Annotated in this window: 17 protein-coding genes and 1 tRNA gene; 16 read left to right on the forward strand and 2 right to left on the reverse strand. The window is 73.8% G+C overall.

Annotated elements, in window-relative coordinates:
- Positions 1-93 precede the first annotated feature (93 nt).
- Together ACIQBJ_RS18950 and ACIQBJ_RS18955 are read left to right on the forward strand one after the other, a co-directional pair.
- The gene (locus ACIQBJ_RS18950) at positions 94-504 is read left to right on the forward strand and encodes a Fur family transcriptional regulator (RefSeq protein WP_400711398.1); all 411 of its coding nucleotides are present in this window, start codon (positions 94-96) and stop codon (positions 502-504) included.
- A gap of 57 nt (positions 505-561) precedes the next feature.
- The gene (locus tag ACIQBJ_RS18955) at positions 562-1,401 is read left to right on the forward strand and encodes a hypothetical protein (protein ID WP_400711136.1); all 840 of its coding nucleotides are present in this window, start codon (positions 562-564) and stop codon (positions 1,399-1,401) included.
- Between the two features lie 119 nt (positions 1,402-1,520).
- On the opposite strand, the gene ACIQBJ_RS18960 is transcribed toward ACIQBJ_RS18955, so the two are convergent.
- Positions 1,521-1,608 (reverse strand) — tRNA-Leu (locus ACIQBJ_RS18960).
- A gap of 456 nt (positions 1,609-2,064) precedes the next feature.
- Here ACIQBJ_RS18960 and ACIQBJ_RS18965 point away from each other — a divergent pair.
- Positions 2,065-2,616, forward strand: coding sequence for an ATP-binding protein (locus tag ACIQBJ_RS18965; protein ID WP_400711139.1), 552 nt, complete (start codon positions 2,065-2,067; stop codon positions 2,614-2,616).
- Positions 2,617-2,647: 31 nt separating this feature from the next.
- On the opposite strand, the gene idi is transcribed toward ACIQBJ_RS18965, so the two are convergent.
- Positions 2,648-3,256 (reverse strand): isopentenyl-diphosphate Delta-isomerase, encoded by a 609-nt coding sequence (idi, locus tag ACIQBJ_RS18970; RefSeq protein WP_400711142.1) that lies wholly within the window; start codon positions 3,254-3,256, stop codon positions 2,648-2,650.
- Positions 3,257-3,709: 453 nt separating this feature from the next.
- Between idi and ACIQBJ_RS18975 the strand changes: the two genes are divergently transcribed.
- The 13 genes from ACIQBJ_RS18975 (at position 3,710) to hpnH (ending at position 17,447) form a co-directional block, all read left to right on the forward strand.
- Positions 3,710-4,465, forward strand: a complete 756-nt coding sequence (locus ACIQBJ_RS18975; RefSeq protein ID WP_400711145.1) for a sugar phosphate nucleotidyltransferase — start codon at positions 3,710-3,712, stop codon at positions 4,463-4,465.
- Positions 4,453-5,514, forward strand: a complete 1,062-nt coding sequence (locus tag ACIQBJ_RS18980; RefSeq protein ID WP_400711148.1) for an iron-containing alcohol dehydrogenase family protein — start codon at positions 4,453-4,455, stop codon at positions 5,512-5,514. Before ACIQBJ_RS18975 ends, ACIQBJ_RS18980 begins: the two co-directional genes overlap by 13 nt.
- Positions 5,515-5,584: 70 nt before the next feature.
- Positions 5,585-6,322: a CDP-alcohol phosphatidyltransferase family protein gene (locus tag ACIQBJ_RS18985; RefSeq protein ID WP_400711401.1), complete on the forward strand. Its 738-nt coding sequence runs from the start codon at positions 5,585-5,587 to the stop codon at positions 6,320-6,322.
- Complete coding sequence (locus ACIQBJ_RS18990) at positions 6,319-7,203, forward strand: glycosyltransferase family 2 protein (protein WP_400711151.1); 885 nt, start codon at positions 6,319-6,321, stop codon at positions 7,201-7,203. The genes ACIQBJ_RS18985 and ACIQBJ_RS18990 overlap by 4 nt, the downstream gene beginning before the upstream one ends.
- A gap of 119 nt (positions 7,204-7,322) precedes the next feature.
- A complete protein-coding gene (locus tag ACIQBJ_RS18995) occupies positions 7,323-8,294 on the forward strand; it encodes an ABC transporter permease (protein ID WP_400711154.1) in 972 nt (323 codons plus the stop codon).
- Positions 8,287-9,102, forward strand: coding sequence for an ABC transporter ATP-binding protein (locus ACIQBJ_RS19000; RefSeq protein WP_400711157.1), 816 nt, complete (start codon positions 8,287-8,289; stop codon positions 9,100-9,102). Before ACIQBJ_RS18995 ends, ACIQBJ_RS19000 begins: the two co-directional genes overlap by 8 nt.
- 204 nt (positions 9,103-9,306) lie before the next feature.
- Positions 9,307-10,230, forward strand: coding sequence for a squalene synthase HpnC (gene hpnC, locus ACIQBJ_RS19005; protein WP_400711160.1), 924 nt, complete (start codon positions 9,307-9,309; stop codon positions 10,228-10,230).
- Positions 10,227-11,129, forward strand: coding sequence for a presqualene diphosphate synthase HpnD (gene hpnD / locus ACIQBJ_RS19010; protein ID WP_400711163.1), 903 nt, complete (start codon positions 10,227-10,229; stop codon positions 11,127-11,129). The genes hpnC and hpnD overlap by 4 nt, the downstream gene beginning before the upstream one ends.
- 94 nt (positions 11,130-11,223) lie before the next feature.
- Positions 11,224-12,621: a hydroxysqualene dehydroxylase HpnE gene (gene hpnE, locus ACIQBJ_RS19015; protein ID WP_400711166.1), complete on the forward strand. Its 1,398-nt coding sequence runs from the start codon at positions 11,224-11,226 to the stop codon at positions 12,619-12,621.
- Positions 12,622-12,707: 86 nt separating this feature from the next.
- Positions 12,708-13,781: a polyprenyl synthetase family protein gene (locus ACIQBJ_RS19020; RefSeq protein ID WP_400711169.1), complete on the forward strand. Its 1,074-nt coding sequence runs from the start codon at positions 12,708-12,710 to the stop codon at positions 13,779-13,781.
- Positions 13,782-13,788: 7 nt separating this feature from the next.
- Positions 13,789-15,753 (forward strand): squalene--hopene cyclase, encoded by a 1,965-nt coding sequence (gene shc, locus ACIQBJ_RS19025; protein ID WP_400711172.1) that lies wholly within the window; start codon positions 13,789-13,791, stop codon positions 15,751-15,753.
- A complete protein-coding gene (locus ACIQBJ_RS19030) occupies positions 15,750-16,418 on the forward strand; it encodes a 1-hydroxy-2-methyl-2-butenyl 4-diphosphate reductase (RefSeq protein ID WP_400711175.1) in 669 nt (222 codons plus the stop codon). Before shc ends, ACIQBJ_RS19030 begins: the two co-directional genes overlap by 4 nt.
- Before the next feature lie 3 nt (positions 16,419-16,421).
- Positions 16,422-17,447 carry an adenosyl-hopene transferase HpnH gene (gene hpnH / locus ACIQBJ_RS19035; protein ID WP_400711178.1) on the forward strand — a complete coding sequence of 342 codons (1,026 nt, stop codon included), beginning with the start codon at positions 16,422-16,424 and terminating at the stop codon, positions 17,445-17,447.
- Positions 17,448-17,468: the final 21 nt, after the last annotated feature.

Consider the following 17,468-nt stretch of genomic DNA (forward strand, 5'->3'; position numbering starts at 1 on the left):
CGGGCCAAACAGGTGATCCGCCCGAGCGAATCGGAGGCGTCGTCACACCCCCTGTACAGTTCGGGCGTCTGTTGAGCTGAATGGATGAACACCATGAGTGACCTGCTGGAACGGCTGCGCGACCGGGGCTGGCGACTGACCTCCCAGCGCCGGGTGGTCGCCGAGGTGCTCGACGGCGACCACGTCCACCTCACCGCCGACGAGGTCCACGCACGCGCCGCCGCCCGCCTCCCGGAGATCTCCCGCGCCACCGTCTACAACACCCTCGGCGAACTCGTCACCCTCGGCGAGGTCCTCGAAGTCGCCACCGACGGCCGCGCCAAGCGCTACGACCCCAACGCCCACCGCCCGCACCAGCACCTGGTCTGCTCCGCCTGCGGCACCATCCGCGACGTCCACCCCACCGGCGACCCCCTCGCCGCCCTCCCCCCCGCCGAACGCTTCGGCTTCGCCCTCACCACCGCCGAAGTCACCTACCGCGGCCTCTGCCCCGACTGCGCCTGACCCCGCCCCGCCGACAGCGCGGGCGGCGGAAGGGGGCGCGTCGAGAACGGCGAACCGATGACGACCATTCCTGCGGAACGCGAGCACCCGGGCGAGGGCGAGGTCGCGGTCCACCGCGGCGTGCCGTACCCGGCCCGGCCCGCCGTCGACCGGTGGCCGCTGGTCGAGCTGCTGCCCGGCCCCGGACTCCCCGCGCCGGAGGGCGTCCCGGCCCGGCCCGCCGAGGACGGCACGGTCGCCGGCCACCCGGTCGCGCCGGAGCAGCTCGACGCCTGGTACGCCGTGCACTGGACCTTCCGCTGGCACGGCGAGCCCTTCGCGTGCACCGGGCGCAGGGGCGGCACGATCGTCGGCGACTACCTCGGCGAGGACGAGGACTTCGCCGAGGAGTACCTCGAGGAGCGCGCCATCAGCCACTGGGGCGCCTTCCCGCTGGAGGAGGTCACCGACCCGGAGGAGCACCACGAGGACCTGCTCGGCCCCCGCCTCGCCCTGATCCGCCGGCTCGACGAGGCGCACCACTTCCGCCCCGAGGCGTACGCCGTCCTGCACGGCACCACCTGCCTCGCGGCCGCCGAACCCGACCCCGCGGGCGAGGTGCGGCTCACCGCCCCCGACGGCACCCGGCTGGCGGTCACCCCGAACCAGCTGGACGCCTGGTACCTGACCCACTGGACCTTCACCTGGCGGGGCGGCCCCTTCGACGCCGTCGGCACCGACCAGGGCCGGATCAAGGGCGTGTACACCGGCGGCAGCTGGGGCTTCGCCGACAGCTACCAGCTCCGCCCGGAACCGGGCCCCGACGGCCGGCACGACCGCTACACCACGGCGGTCGACCTGGACAGCGTCACCGACCTCGAACAGCACCGCACCGACCTGCTCGCCGCCCACCGCTGAACCCGCCCGCCCGGCGGCCGCCCCAGGCCGCCGGGCGGGCGGGGCAGGGCGGGAACGGGAAGGAACGGGCGGGAGCGGGCGCAAAACGCAGAAGACCCCAGCTCAGCTGGGGTCTTTCCTGGTGTCCGAGGGGGGACTTGAACCCCCACGCCCGATAAAGGGCACTAGCACCTCAAGCTAGCGCGTCTGCCATTCCGCCACCCGGACCGGGTGTTCACCTCGGGGCTTCCTCGCGGCTGCTCCCTGGCGACAGAGAGAACACTACCAGGCTCGCGGAGTGCTTCTCACCTGCGTTTTCGGGGGTCGGCGCGGGGTGTGGCGGGGGGAATGGGGCGGAAGTGGACAAGTCGGGCGGGCGGGGTGCACGGGGCGCGGCGATTGTGCTGGTGGGCGCGGGGGCGGGGCGATTTCGGACGGGCGTTCCGGTGGCAGCAGTGGGCCGCGGGTGGGTCGGGACCGGGCAGGAGGGTGCACGAGGCGCACGGAATCGGTCGGGAACCTTCACGACACGCGTAGTTCCAGTCCCGGTGCGGGTCATCGGGGAGTGCTCTCCTAGCCTCTGTGCACCAGGGAGCCTTGAGCGGAACGCCCGATTCCCGACAGCCGCCGCCGGCCAGGACCGGCGCGGGAGCCTCCCGTTCACCGCGTGAAGGGCGGCATGCCGTGGAACAGACCGAGCGGACGGTGGCCGCGGACGCCACCGGCTGGTGGCCCGGCCGCGAACCCCAGCCCGGCCCGGGGGCCGGGGCGTGGCGGTTCTCGGCGGTCTCCAACGAGGCGTCGGTGCCGCGCACCCGGCACGCGGTGCGGGACCGGCTGCTGGCCCAGGGGATGGCGGGGGAGCGCTACCAGGAACTGGTGGACGACCTGCTGCTGATCGTCTCCGAGCTGGTGTCCAACGCCGTCACGCACGCCGCGGTGCTCTCCCCGGAGGTGGTCTGCGAACTGGCCATCGGCCCGGACCGGGTGCGGATCGCGGTGACCGACCGGCACCCGTACCGGCCCAAGGCGCAGGAGAACGACCCGGCCCGCCCGGGCGGCCGCGGCCTGCTGCTGGTCAAGAGCGTCACCCTGCAGGCCGGCGGCGAGTGCGACGTCGAGCGGACCGCCGACGGCGGCAAGGTGATCTGGGCCAGCCTGCCGCTGCCGAGGCCGGCCGCCGCCGGGGCGGACGCCGACCCCGACGACGACCCGGACGACGACCCGGACTACTGACCGCGGGCCGCCCGGAGGACCGGGGGCGGCCCTACCAGTCGTGGCCGGCGATCTCCCGGATGCCGGGCAGCGCGGCCTCGAAGACCGTCTCGAACCAGACCGAGAACGGCTTCTCGGCGCGCAGCTCGCGCAGCTCGGCCGCGGTGACGAACCGGGTGTCCTCGACCTCGTCCGGATCGGGGTCCGCCTCGACGGTGACCAGTCCCACGAACAGGTGGTTCCACTCCCGCTCGATCAGGCCGCTGGCCTCGTCCGGCAGGTCGTAGCGGACGGTGCCCGCCTCGCACAGCAGGGCCGGGGCGATGCCGAGCTCCTCGGCGGTGCGGCGGGCCGCGGCGACGAAGGGCTGCTCGCCGGGGTAGGGGTGGCCGCAGCAGGTGTTCGACCAGACCCCGGGGGAGTGGTACTTGCCCAGCGCCCGGCGCTGCAGCAGCAGGCGGCCCTGGCGGTCGAAGAGGAAGACCGAGAAGGCCCGGTGCAGTCGGCCCGGCTGCTGGTGGGCCCAGTGCTTCTCACCGGTGCCGATGGTCACGCCGTCGTCGTCGACCAGCTCCAGCCGGATCTCGCCCGGGGCGGCGGACTCCGGCGCGACGGCGCCGAGGGTGTCGGGCGTTCCGGGCGGGCTGACAGCAGGACTCATGGGCTCGGATGCCCCTTTCGGCACGCGGACCGGGGTCGCCGCCCCGGCGGGGCCGGGGGCCGCCCACCCCGGTCCTGAGGTCGGCTGCGCGCACGTCGGCCCGGACCGGCCGGTCCGCCGACGGCGTCGGGGCCCAAGTCTGCCGCATGCCCGGGGGGCCGTGGGCCCACCACGCACACCCCGGGGTGAGAGGACCGGACGACCGGCAGAAGTGTTCGATTCGCGGTCGTTCCCCGACACCGGCCGGTCACCGACCGGCCACGGACGATCGGCGAACGGCACCGGGCCGCGTACGGGCCGTTCGCCGAGGTCGCCTACCATCAGTGGCACCGGGCCGCCCGCAGGGAACGCCCGCTCGGCGCGCCGCAGCCGCGGCCGCACCCAGGCCCGCGCGGCGACGGCACCGAACCGGTTCGGCCGCCGGGCGGCACCCGAGAGACCCAGGAGTCCCGCATGATCGGCCTCGTCCTGGCCGCCGGCGCCGGCCGCCGGCTCCGTCCCTACACGGACACCCTGCCCAAGGCGCTGGTGCCGGTCGACGGTGAGCGGACGGTGCTCGACCTGACGCTGGGGAACTTCGCGGAGGTCGGCCTGCGGGAGGCCGCCATCGTGGTCGGCTACCGCAAGGAGGCCGTGGCCGAGCGCAAGCAGGCGCTGGAGCAGAAGTACGGCGTCAAGCTCACCCTGGTCGAGAACGACCGGGCCGAGGAGTGGAACAACGCCTACTCGCTGTGGTGCGCCCGCGAGCTGTTCGCCGAGGGCCTGCTGCTCGCCAACGGCGACACCGTGCACCCGGCCTCGGTGCAGCGCACCATGCTGGACGGCAACGACCGCCGGGCCAAGGAGGGCCGGGCCCCCGGCATCCTGCTGGCGCTGGACACCGTGAAGAAGCTCGCCGACGAGGAGATGAAGGTCGTCGTCGACCCCGAGCTGGGCGTCCGCCGGATCACCAAGCTGATGGACCCGCTGGACGCCACCGGCGAGTACATCGGCGTCACCGTGATCAACCCGTCCGCCGCCGGGCCGCTCGCCGACGCGCTCAAGGCCGTCTACGAGCGCGACCCGCAGCTGTACTACGAGGACGGCTACCAGGAGATGGTCGACCGCGGCCTGACGATCGACGTGCAGCCGATCGGCGAGGTCTCCTGGGTCGAGATCGACAACCACGAGGACCTCGCCAAGGCCCGGGGGATCGCGTGCCAGTACTGACCCGCCTGGTCCCCTCGCCGGTCTTCGTGGAGATCCGCGCCGGGGCGCTGGACTCGCTCGGCGGCATCCTGGCGGACCAGCGGCTGTCCTCCGGCGGCCGGATCGCGGTGGCGGTCAGCGGCGGCTCCGGCGCCCGGCTGCGGGCCCGGCTGGAGCCCGCGCTGCCGGTCGCCGACTGGTACCGGGTCGCCGACGGCACCCTGGACGCCGCGGTGCTGCTGGCCGACGAGATCCGCCGCGGCCACTACGACGCGCTGGTCGCGCTCGGCGGCGGCAAGATCATCGACGCCGCCAAGTACGCGGCCGCCCGGGTCGGCCTGCCGGTGGTCTCGGTCGCCACCAACCTGGCCCACGACGGCCTCTGCTCCCCGGTCTCGATCCTCGACAACGACGCCGGGCGCGGCTCCTACGGGGTGCCCAGCCCGATCGGCATCGTGGTCGACCTGGACGTCGTCGCCGAGGCCCCGAAGCGCTTCGTGGCGGCCGGGATCGGCGACGCCCTCTCCAACATCTCCGCCTGCGCGGACTGGGAGCTCTCGCACGCCGTCACCGGCGAACCCGTCGACGGACTCGCCGTCGCGATGGCCCGGGCGGCGGGCGAGAACCTGCTCCGGCACCCCGGCACCCTGGACGACCCGGACCTGCTGACCACGCTGGCGGAAGCCCTGGTACTGTCCGGCATCGCGATGAACATCGCGGGCAGCACCCGGCCCAGCTCGGGGGCCTGCCACGAGATCTCGCACGCCCTGGACGTGCTGCACCCCAAGCGGTCCGCCCAGCACGGCGAGCAGGTCGGCCTCGGCGCGGCCTTCGCCTGCCACCTGCGGGGCGAGCGGGAGCTGTCCGGACTGATCGTGCAGCGCCTGCGCTCGCACGGCCTGCCGGTGACCGCCGATCAGCTCGGCTTCACCGAGGCGGAGTTCACCGAAGCGGTGCACTACGCTCCGAACACCAGACCGGGGCGCTTCACCATCCTCGAACACCTCGACCTTCCCGTCACCGACATCAGGGACGCGTACGCCGACTATGTCCAAGCCGTCAACAGCTGAACGCCCTCCGGTCGACCTCACCCGTCGGCCGTCGATCGAGGAGCTCCGGGCGGTCATCCACCCCGAGGGCATGCTCCAGCGCCGCAGTGCCGAGCACTGGGCCGGCCGCCTGTACATGCGGAAGATCTCGCTGCGGATCACCCGGGTGCTGTCGACCGTCACGGCGATCACGCCCAACGGGCTGACCTACCTGATGATGCTCACCGGCATCCTGGCCGGCGCCGCCCTGGTCGTCCCCGGCCTGACCGGCGCGGTCCTCGGCGCCGTGCTGATCCAGGTCTACCTGCTGCTGGACTGCGTGGACGGCGAGGTGGCCCGCTGGCGCCGGCAGACCTCGCTCACCGGCGTCTACCTGGACCGGGTCGGCCACTACATGTCGGAGGCCGCGCTGCTCACCGGCCTCGGCCTGCGCGCCACCGACCTGTTCCACCGCGAGGGCTCCGCCAGCGCCTGGCAGTGGGCCTTCCTCGGCACGCTGGCCGCGCTCGGCGCGATCCTGATCAAGTCCGAGACCGACCTGGTCGACGTGGCCCGGGCCCGCTCCGGCCTGACCGCGGTCGAGGACAGCGCCTCGGTGCCGCGCTCGACCGCCGTGGCCAAGGCCCGCCGGGCCGCCTCGCTGCTGAAGTTCCACCGCCTGGTCGGCGCGGTCGAGGCCTCGCTGTTCGTCCTGGCCGCCGGCATCGCCGACGCGGTCCGCGGCGACCTGTTCTTCACCCGGCTCGCGGTCGTGGTGCTGGCCGCCATCGCGATGCTGCAGACCGTCCTGCACCTGCTGTCCATCGTGCTGTCCAGCAGGCTGCGATGAGCGACGACTTCCGCCTCGGCGCGGTCATCATCACGATGGGCAACCGGCCCGCCGAGCTGAACGCCCTGATCGAGTCGGTCCGCGCCCAGCAGGGCCCGGCGGTCGAGCTCGCGGTGGTCGGCAACGGCGCCCCGCTGCCCGTGCTGCCCGAGGGCGTGCGCGCCGTCGAGCTGCCGGAGAACCTCGGCATCCCGGGCGGCCGCAACGTCGGCATCGAGCTGTTCGGCCCGGACGGCCGGGACGTCGACGCGGTGCTCTTCCTGGACGACGACGGCCTGCTGCCGAACACCGACTCGGCGAAGCTGCTGCGCGAGGCGTTCAGCGCCGACCCGGCGCTCGGCATCGTGTCCTTCCGGATCGCCGACCCGGAGACCGGCACCACCCAGCGCCGGCACGTGCCCCGGCTGCGGGCCAGCGACCCGATGCGCGCCTCCCGGGTCACCACCTTCCTGGGCGGCGCCAGCGCGGTGCGCTCGGCGGTCTTCCCGCAGGCCGGACAGCTGCCCGCGGAGTTCTTCTACGCGCACGAGGAGACCGACCTGGCCTGGCGGGCACTGGACGCCGGCTGGGCCATCGACTACCGCCCGGACGTGGTGCTGTTCCACCCGGCGACCTCCCCGGCCCGGCACGCCGCGTACTTCCACAACGTGGCCCGCAACCGGGTCTGGCTGGCCCGGCGCAACCTGCCGGCCCCACTGGTGCCGCTGTACCTGGGGACCTGGTTCCTGCTGACGCTGGCCCGCCGTCCCTCCGGCCCGGCGCTCAAGGCGTGGCTCGGCGGCTTCCGGGCCGGCTGGGCCGAACCGTGCGGTCCGCGCCGTCCGATGCGGTGGTCCACGGTCTGGCGCTTGACCAGGCTCGGCAGACCGCCAATCATCTGATCGCAACCGGTCGGAGGTCCCCGCCGGCCGCACGCGGCAGCAGCAGAGTTCCTCGCGGTACCCCCCGGTTCCCCGTCCGTCCCCCCGGGCGGGGGATTTCGACCCCCTGAAGGACGAATGTGTCGACACTGAGTGACCCGGTCAACCTCTCCGCACCAAGGGGCACCGACGCGGGTCTGACCCCGAAGCAGCTCGCGGACAAGTACGGGCTGTCCGTCAGTGGCAAACGGCCGGGCCTCCCGGCGTACGTGCGCCAGCTGTGGGCGCGGCGCGCCTTCATCAGCGCCTTCGCCACCGCCCGGCTGGTCGCGCAGTACACCACGGCGAAGCTCGGCCAGGTCTGGCAGGTGCTCACCCCGCTGCTCAACTGCGCGGTGTTCTACCTGGTCTTCGGTGTGATCATGAAGAGCCGGGACGGCGTCCCGGTCTACATCGCCTGGCTGTGCGTCGGCGTCTTCGTCTTCCAGTTCTCGCAGAGCGCGATCCAGGCCGGCACCCGGTCGATCTCCGACAACCTGGGCCTGATCCGGGCGCTGCACTTCCCGCGGGCCTGCCTGCCGATCGCCTTCACCGTGATCCAGCTCCAGCAGCTGCTGATCTCGATGGTGGTGCTGGTCGCGATCGTGCTGATCAGCGGCATCACCCCGGCGATGACCTGGTTCCTGATCATCCCGATCCTGCTGCTGCAGTCGCTGTTCAACACCGGCCTGGCCATGGTGATGGCCCGGATCGGCGCGAAGACCTCCGACATCTCGCAGCTGATGCCGTTCCTGCTGCGCACCTGGATGTACGTCTCGGGCGTGATGTACAGCGTCTCCGGCTACATCCAGAACTGGCCGCCGCTGTGGCGGACGCTGTACTCGTGGAACCCGGCGACCATCTACATGGACCTGATGCGCTACGCGTTCATGCCGGACAGCTTCAACAAGCACATCTACGACGGTCACCTGGACGCGCAGGGCAACGCGACGCCCAAGGCGCTGATCCTGCCGGACCACATCTGGATCATGGCCGGCACCTGGGCGGTCGTCGCCTTCGTCGTCGGCTTCGTGTTCTTCTGGAAGGCCGAGGAGGAGTACGGCCGTGGCTGACGCAGCTCTCGACACCGTCAAGGAGGCCACCGCGGTGGACGCCGACCAGGCCCGGGTCCCCACCGTGGTGGTGGACGACGTGCACATCGTCTACAAGGTGCACGGCGCGGGCGCCGGCAAGGGCAGCGCCACCTCCGCGCTGAGCCGGATCATCACCCGCAAGAAGGCGCCCTCGATCCGCGAGGTGCACGCGGTGCGCGGGATCAGCTTCACCGCGTACAAGGGCGAGGCGGTCGGCCTGATCGGCTCCAACGGCTCCGGCAAGTCGACCATGCTGGCGGCGATCGCCGGCCTGCTGCCGACCGAGAAGGGCGCCATCTACACCAACGGCCAGCCCTCGCTGCTGGGCGTCAACGCGGCGCTGATGAACGACCTGACCGGCGAGCGCAACGTGGTGCTGGGCTGCCTGGCGATGGGCATGTCCCCGGCCCAGGTGCGCGAGCGCTACCAGGACATCGTCGAGTTCTCGGGCATCAACGAGAAGGGCGACTTCATCTCGCTGCCGATGCGCACCTACTCGTCCGGCATGGGCGCCCGCCTGCGGTTCTCCATCGCGGCGGCGAAGACCCACGACGTGCTGCTGATCGACGAGGCCCTCGCCACCGGCGACCAGGGCTTCCAGCAGCGCTCGAAGGCCCGGATCAACGAGCTGCGCAAGGCGGCCGGCACGGTCTTCCTGGTCAGCCACGACAACAACTCGATCCGCGAGGTCTGCGAGCGGACCATCTGGATCGAGCACGGCGAGCTGATCATGGACGGCCCGACCGAGGAGGTCGTCCGGCGGTACGAGAAGGGCGAGCGCCCCTGACCGGGGCGCGGTCGCACGGCGCAGGGCCGGTGTGCGGGGAGCGGCTCCCCGGGCACCGGCCCTGTGCCGTGCGGCGGGCCGAGCAGTGGGTGAAGGCGGGGCGACGGATGCGTGTCCGGTGCGCGGTGGCGGCCGGGACCGGTGTAGAACGGGGGAGTGACGGCTGTGTCGGCTTCAACTAAGTCAGATAACCAGACAGCGGCGTTGACGCTGGACAAGGCGGACCTGGAGAACTTCCCGGTCGCCCCGTCCTTCCTGCCCGCGGCCTGGCGCACCGACCTGATGGCGGTCTACGGCTTCGCCCGGCTGGTCGACGACGCCGGCGACGGCGACCTCGCCGACCCGGCCGCCGCCGCCCACCTGCTGGACGTCCCCGGCGCGCCCGGCGACGACGGCTTCCGGCTCGCCCTGCTGGACGGCCTGGAGCACGACCTCGACCGGGCCTTCGCCACCGCCCTCGGCGGCGTCGACGAGGCCCCGGGCGGCACCGTGCTCGGCACCGCGGCCGGCGAGCCCCGGCACCCGCTGATGCGCGCCCTGGTCCCGGTGATCGAGCGGCACGCCGTCACCCCCGAACCGTTCCGGCGGCTGATCGAGGCCAACCGGGTGGACCAGACCACCACCCGCTACCCGACCTACGCCGACCTCCGGCACTACTGCACGCTCTCCGCCGACCCGGTCGGCCGCCTGGTGCTGGCGCTGGCCGGCCGCGCCACGCCCGACCGGATCGGGCGCTCCGACGACATCTGCACCGCCCTGCAGATCGTCGAGCACCTGCAGGACGTCGCCGAGGACCTCGACCGCGGCCGGATCTACCTCCCGCAGGAGGACCTGGCGACCTTCGGCGTCACCGAGGACGACCTCGCCCGCCCCACCGCCTCCCGCGCCGTGCGCCAGCTGGTCGCCTGGGAGGCGAGCCGGGCCCGGACCCTGCTCGACCGCGGCGCACCGCTGGTGGGTACGGTTCACGGGAGGCTCCGACTGCTGCTGGCGGGATTCACCGCCGGCGGATACGCGGCCCTGGACGCCATCGCGGCGGCCGGGTTCGACGTGCTCGCGCACCGGGCGAAGCCCGACAAGCGCCACCTGGCCGGCCGGGCGGCGGCACTCTTCGTGAAGGGAAGGTGAGCGCCCGCGTGGGGGCATCACCACTGGCGTCCGCGCCGGTCATGGCGGCCTACCGGTACTGCGAGGCGGTCACCGCCCTGCAGGCCCGCAACTTCAGCTACGGCATCCGACTGCTGCCCGAGCCCAAGCGGCTGGCGATGTCCGCGCTGTACGCGCTGGCCCGCCGGGTCGACGACATCGGCGACGGCGAACTGCCCGCCGAGCAGAAGACCGAGGCGCTGGCCCGCACCCGCGCCCTGCTCGACGAGATCCGGGCCGGCGAGGTCGCCGAGGAGGACACCGACCCGATCAAGGTCGCCCTCGCCGACGCGGCCCGCCGCTTCCCGATCCCGCTCGGCGGCTTCGACGAGCTGATCGACGGCGTCGAGATGGACCTCAAGGGCGTCGAGTACGGCACCTTCGAGGAGCTCAAGGTCTACTGCCGCTGCGTGGCCGGCTCGATCGGCCGGCTCTCGCTCGGCGTCTACGGCTGCGAGGACGAGAAGCGCGGCGCGGAGTACGCCGACACCCTCGGCCTGGCCCTGCAGATCACCAACATCCTGCGCGACCTGCGCGAGGACGCCCTGAACGGCCGCACCTACCTGCCCGCCGAGGACCTGGCCCGGTTCGGCTGCCAGCAGGGCTTCGCACTGCCGCGGCTCCCGGTCGGCGCCGACTTCACCGGCCTGATCGCCTTCGAGGCCGACCGCGCCCAGCGCGCCTTCGAGGAGGGCCTGCGGCTGCTGCCGATGCTCGACCGCCGCAGCCGCGCCGCCACCGCCGCGATGGCCGGCATCTACCACCGCCTGCTCGGCCGGATCGCCGCCGACCCGCACTCGGTGCTCCGCGGCCGGGTCTCGCTGCCCGGCTGGGAGAAGGCGTACGTGGCACTGTCCGGGCTCGCCGGAGGGCGTTCTTGATTCTCGCGCCAGTTCTGTCACGCTGTGTCAACGGGGCCCCGGGGCGCGTCCGCACCTCGCCGTTCCCGCAGTCCACCGCAGTCCGGGAGGACCGATGAGCACGCCGACGCCCCCGCGGGAACGCACCGCCGTGGTGGTCGGCGGCGGCCTCGCGGGCATCACGGCGGCCCTCCGGCTCGCCGACGCCGGGGTCCGCACCACCCTGCTGGAGGCCCGCCCCCGGCTCGGCGGCCTGGCCTTCTCCTTCAAGCGCGGCGAACTGACCGTCGACAACGGCCAGCACGTCTTCATGCGCTGCTGCACCGCCTACCGCGGCCTGGTCGACCGGCTCGGCGCCGCCGCCCTGGTCGAGGTCCAGGACCGGCTGGACGTCCCGGTGCTCGGCCTCGCCGCCGACGGCACCCGCCGCCTCGGCCGGCTCCGCCGCGCCGACCTGCCCGTCCCGCTGCACCTGACCGGCAGCCTGGCCACCTACCGCCACCTGTCCCCGGCCGACCGGCTGCGGGTGGTGCGCGGCGCGCTCGCCCTGCAGCGGCTCGACCCCGCCGACCCGGCGCTGGACGACCTCTCCTTCGGCGACTGGCTGCGCCGGAACGGCCAGACCCCGGCCACCGTCGCGGCGGTCTGGGACCTGGTCGGCGTCGCCACCCTGAACGCCACCGCCGACCGCACCTCGATGGCGCTGGCCGCGATGGTCTTCAGGACCGGCCTGCTCTCCGACCCCGGCGCCGCCGACATCGGCACCGCCCGGGTCCCGCTCGGCGAGATCCACCACGACCGGGCGCTGGCGGAACTGGAACGGGCCGGCGTCCGGGTGCTGCTGCGCACCCGGGCCGCCGAACTGAAGGCCGCCGAGCCCAACGCCGTCCGGCTGGAGGGCGGCGAACTGCTCACCGCCGACACCGTGGTGCTGGCCGGCGCCCAGGACACCGCGGCCGCGCTGCTGCCGCCCGGCGCGCTCCCCGAGCAGCACCGGCTGGCCGGGTTCGGCACCGCCCCGATCCTGAACGTGCACGTGGTCTACGACCGGCCGCTGATCCGCCGCCCGTTCTTCGCGGCGCTCGGCTCCCCGGTCCAGTTCGTCTTCGACCGCACCCGGCACTCCGGCCTGGCCGTGCCCGGCGCCCAGTACCTGGCCCTCTCGCAGTCCGCCGCCGAGGACGAGATCGACCTGCCGGTCGCCGCACTGCGGGCCCGCTACCTGCCCGAACTGGAGCGGCTGCTGCCCGCCGCCCGCGGCGCCGGGGTGCTGGACTTCTTCGTCACCCGGGAGCGCACCGCCACCTTCGACCCGGCGCCCGGCACCGCCCGGCTGCGTCCCGGGGCCCGCACCGCGCACCCCGGCGTGCTGCTCGCCGGGTCCTGGACGGCCACCGGCTGGCCCGCGACCATGGAGGGCGCGGTGCGCAGCGGCCACGCGGCGGCCGACGCCGCCCTGGCCGGCCACGGCCGGCTCCCGGCCGACCGCGGGGACGGGCGGTGGCCCCGATGACGCCGGGCCCCCACACCCCGACCACCGACACCGCACCCGGTCGGCCGCCCGCCGCGGCCGACCGGACGTACCGAGAGGGAACGCACGTGGAGGCACGCACCGGCTCGACGGTCAAGGACACCCCGACGGTCCTGGACCTGCTGGCGCGCGGACGCACGCTCTGCACGCCGCCGATGCGCGCGGCCGTCGCCCGGCTGGCCGCACCGATGGACACCGTCGCGGCGTACCACTTCGGCTGGATCGACCGCGACGGCCGCCCCGCCGCGGGCGACGGCGGCAAGGCGGTGCGCCCCGCGCTGGCCCTGCTGTCGGCCGAAGCGGTGGGCGCGGACGCGCAGCTGGGCGTACCCGGCGGCGTGTCGGTCGAGCTGGTCCACAATTTCTCGCTGCTTCATGATGATCTGATGGACGGTGACGAGACGCGTCGGCACCGGGCCACCGCCTGGACGGTGTTCGGCCCGGCGCAGGCCGTGCTGGTCGGCGACGCGCTGGCCACCCTCGGCACCGAGGTCCTGCTGGACGCCGCGGTGACCGGCGGGGCCGCCCCGGCCGACGCCGCCCGTGCCGTCCGACTGATCACCACCGCGACCCGGCGGCTGATCGACGGACAGGCGCTGGACGTCTCGTTCGAACAACGGGACGCGGTGACGGTCGAGGAGTGCCTGGCCATGGAGGGCGGCAAGACCGGCGCCCTGCTGGCCGCCTCGGCGGCGATCGGCGCGGTGCTGGCCGGCGCCGACGACCGGGTGTCCGACGCGCTCCAGCGCTACGGCCACCACCTGGGACTCGCGTTCCAGGCGGTGGACGACCTGCTGGGCATCTGGGGCGCCACCGAGGTGACCGGGAAGCCGCACTGGAGCGACCTCCAGTCGCGGAAGAAGTCGCTCCCGGTGTGCGCCGCGCTGGCCGAGGGGGGCGCCGCCTCCCGCGAGCTGGCCGCACAGCTGGCCGACCCGACCGGCCGCGGCGAGGAGAGCGAGCAGCGGCTCGCCGCCCGCGCCGCGCTGATCGAGCAGGCCGGCGGCCGGGCCTGGACGCAGGAAGAGGCCCGCCGCCAGTACGACACCGCCCTCGCCGCCCTCGGCGAGGTGCCCATGACCGACCTGGTGCGCGAGCACTTCGTCGCACTCGCCGAATTCGTGGTGGTCAGAGAGAGGTGACGCAGGAGTGACAGCAACCGCGGGCGGAAGGCTCGACCCTGGAGCCTCAGTAGCACCAGTACGATCCGACGATTCCTCACCCGCGGCGGCGCTCGGCCGCGCCACCGCACACCTGCTGTCACTCCAGCACGCCGACGGCTGGTGGAAGGGCGACCTGGAGACCAACGTCACCATGGACGCCGAGGACCTGCTGCTCCGCGAGTTCCTGGGCATCCGCACCGAGGAGCAGACCCGGGCCACCGCGGCCTGGGTCCGCTCCCGGCAGCGGGAGGACGGCACCTGGGCCACCTTCCACGGCGGCCCGCCGGAACTCTCCACCACCGTCGAGGCGTACGTCGCGCTCCGGCTCGCCGGGGACGCCCCCGACGCGCCGCACATGCGGGCCGCCGCCGCCTTCGTCCGCGAACGCGGCGGGATCGCCGCCGCCCGGGTGTTCACCCGGATCTGGCTCGCCCTGTTCGGCTGGTGGCCCTGGGAGAAGCTCCCCGAACTGCCCCCCGAACTGCTGTTCCTGCCGAGCTGGGCGCCGCTGAACATCTACTCCTTCGGCCAGTGGGCCCGGCAGACCATCGTCCCGCTGACCGTGGTCTCCGCGCACCGCCCGGTCCGCCCCGCCCCGTTCGGGCTCGCCGAACTGCACACCGACCCGGCGAACCCCTACCCGGCCCGGCCGCTCGCCCCCTCGCACAGCTGGGAGGGACTGTTCCAGCGGCTCGACCGGCTGATGCACCGCTACCACCGGCACGCCGTCAAGCCGGTCCGCCGGCTCGCCCTGCGGCAGGCCGCCGCCTGGATCGTCGAACGGCAGGAGGCCGACGGCTGCTGGGGCGGCATCCAGCCGCCCGCCGTCTACTCGCTGATCGCGCTCCGGCTGCTCGGCTACCGGCTCGACCACCCGGTGATGAAGGCCGGACTCGCCGCCTTCGAGGGCTTCACCGTGCACACCGAGGACGGCAAGCGCTGGATGGAGGCCTGCCAGTCCCCGGTCTGGGACACCTGCCTGGCCGTCGTCGCGCTCCGCGACGCCGGACTGCCCGGCGACCACGCCGCGCTGGTCCGGGCCGCCGACTGGATGCTCGGCGAGGAGATCACCACCCGCGGCGACTGGGCGGTCAAGCGCCCCCGGCTCGCCCCCGGCGGCTGGGCCTTCGAGTTCCAGAACGACACCTACCCCGACATCGACGACACCGCCGAGGTGGTGCTCGCGCTGCGCCGCGTCGACCACCCCGACCGGGACCGGCTGGCCGGCGCCGTCGAACGGGCCGTCAACTGGAACCTCGGCATGCAGTCCAAGGACGGCGCCTGGGGCGCGTTCGACGCCGACAACACCAGCCCGCTCCCCAACAAGCTGCCGTTCTGCGACTTCGGCGAGGTCATCGACCCGCCCTCGGCCGACGTCACCGCGCACGTCGTCGAGATGCTCGCCGACACCGGCCGCACCCGCGACCCCCGCACCCGGCGCGGCGTCGCCTGGCTGCTGCGCCACCAGGAGGCCGACGGCTCCTGGTTCGGCCGCTGGGGCACCAACTACATCTACGGCACCGGCTCGGTGCTGCCCGCCCTGGTCGCCGCCGGGCTCGCCCCCGACCACCCGGCGATCCGGCGCGCCGTCGCCTGGCTGGCGGACCGCCAGAACGCCGACGGCGGCTGGGGCGAGGACATGCGCTCCTACGAGGACCCGGCCACCTGGGCCGGCCGCGGCGAGTCCACCGCCTCGCAGACCGCCTGGGCGCTGATGGCGCTGCTCGCCGCCGGCGAACGCGACTCCGCGCAGGTCGGGCGCGGCGTCGCCTGGCTGACCGCCACCCAGCGCCCCGACGGGACGTGGGACGAACCGCAGTTCACCGGCACCGGCTTCCCCTGGGACTTCTCCATCAACTACCACCTGTACCGGCTGATCTTCCCGGTCACCGCGCTCGGCCGCTACCTGCACGACGCCCCGCTCGGCCTCGGCCTCGGCGGTGAACGGTGAACCGGCCGCTGCTGGTGCTCTGCGCGCTCGGCCCCGAGGCCTGGGCGCTGCGCGGCGGCGACTGGTCCGGCGCGGCCGGCGGCCCCCCGGTGCTGGCCCGCACCGGCATGGGCCGGAAGGCCGCCGGACGGAAGGCCGCCGCCCTGCTCGACGCGGGCGGCTACGGGGCGCTGCTGGTCGCCGGGTTCGGCGCCGCGCTCGGCCCCGGGGTGCGGCCCGGCGAGGTGATCGTCGCCGACCGGGTCACCGACCCCGAGGGCAACGCGTACCCGCTGGCCTCCGCGCCCGCGCTGGCCACCGCGCTGGAGGAGGCCGGCCTGCGGGTCCACCTCGGCACCCACCGCACCGTCGACCAGGTGGTGCGCGGCCCCCGGCGGGCCCGGCTGCACCGGGAGGGCGCGCTGGCCGTCGACATGGAGGCCGCCGCCGTCCTCGCCGCCCGGGCCGCACACGCCCCCGACCTGCCCGCGGCCGTGCTGCGGGTGGTCGTCGACACCCCCGACCACGAACTGCTCCGCCCCGGCACGCTGCCCGCCGGGGTGCGCGCCTGGCGGGCCCTGCGCGCCGCCGTCCCCGCCCTCACCGCGTGGCACCGGCAACTCGCCGCCGCGCCCGCCCAGCTGACGACCCCACAGCCCTCGACGCTCCCCCAGGAGGCGAGCTAAGCCATGGCCATGCCGCTGCGTCAGACGATCCGCGTGTCCACCTACCTCATGCAGCAGAAGCTCCGGCGCCGGGACAAGTTCCCGCTGATCGTCGAACTGGAGCCGCTGTTCGCCTGCAACCTGAAGTGCGAGGGCTGCGGGAAGATCCAGCACCCCGCGGGCGTCCTCAAGCAGCGGATGCCGGTCGCCCAGGCGGTCGGCGCGGTGCTGGAGTGCGGCGCCCCGATGGTCTCCATCGCCGGCGGCGAGCCGCTGATGCACCCGCAGATCCACGAGATCGTCCGCCAGTTGGTGGAACGCCGCAAGTACGTCTTCCTGTGCACCAACGCCCTGCTGCTGCGCAAGAAGCTCGACAACTTCACCCCGTCGCCGTACTTCACCTTCGCCGTCCACATCGACGGGCTGGAGGAGCGGCACGACGCCTCGGTCGCCAAGGAGGGCACCTTCGCGGAGGCCGTCGAGGCGATCAAGGAGGCCAAGCGGCGCGGCTTCCGGGTCACCACCAACTCGACCTTCTTCAACACCGACACCGCGCAGACCGTGGTCGAGGTGCTGGACTTCCTCAACGACGACCTCAAGGTCGACGAGATGATGATCTCCCCGGCCTACGCCTACGAGAAGGCCCCCGACCAGGACCACTTCCTCGGCGTCGAACAGACCCGCGAACTGTTCCGCACCGCCTTCGCCGGCGGCAACCGGCGCCGCTGGCGGCTCAACCACAGCCCGCTCTTCCTGGACTTCCTGGAGGGCAAGGTCGACTTCGAGTGCACCGCCTGGGGCATCCCCAACTACTCGCTGTTCGGCTGGCAGCGCCCCTGCTACCTGATGTCCGACGGCTACGTCCCCACCTACCGCGAACTCATCGAGAAGACCGACTGGGACAAGTACGGCCGCGGCCGCGACCCGCGCTGCGACAACTGCATGGCCCACTGCGGCTACGAGCCGACCGCCGTGCTCGCCACCATGGGCTCGCTCAAGGAGTCCATCCGCGCCGCCCGCGAGACCCTCGCCTCGCCCAAGGCGGTCTGACCGCCCGTCAGGCCCGGCGCG

It is taken from the genome of Kitasatospora sp. NPDC088391, from assembly GCF_044753345.1.
Taxonomy (GTDB): domain Bacteria; phylum Actinomycetota; class Actinomycetes; order Streptomycetales; family Streptomycetaceae; genus Kitasatospora.

Coding starts and splice junctions, on each gene's coding strand:
- ACIQBJ_RS18950 (WP_400711398.1), top strand. CDS start 94: ATGAGTGACCTGCTGGAACGGCTGCGCGACCGGGGCTGGCGACTGACC.
- hpnH (WP_400711178.1), top strand. CDS start 16,422: ATGGCCATGCCGCTGCGTCAGACGATCCGCGTGTCCACCTACCTCATG.
- ACIQBJ_RS18975 (WP_400711145.1), top strand. CDS start 3,710: ATGATCGGCCTCGTCCTGGCCGCCGGCGCCGGCCGCCGGCTCCGTCCC.
- hpnE (WP_400711166.1), top strand. CDS start 11,224: ATGAGCACGCCGACGCCCCCGCGGGAACGCACCGCCGTGGTGGTCGGC.
- idi (WP_400711142.1), bottom strand. CDS start 3,256: ATGAGTCCTGCTGTCAGCCCGCCCGGAACGCCCGACACCCTCGGCGCC.
- ACIQBJ_RS18955 (WP_400711136.1), top strand. CDS start 562: ATGACGACCATTCCTGCGGAACGCGAGCACCCGGGCGAGGGCGAGGTC.
- ACIQBJ_RS18990 (WP_400711151.1), top strand. CDS start 6,319: ATGAGCGACGACTTCCGCCTCGGCGCGGTCATCATCACGATGGGCAAC.
- ACIQBJ_RS18985 (WP_400711401.1), top strand. CDS start 5,585: ATGCTCCAGCGCCGCAGTGCCGAGCACTGGGCCGGCCGCCTGTACATG.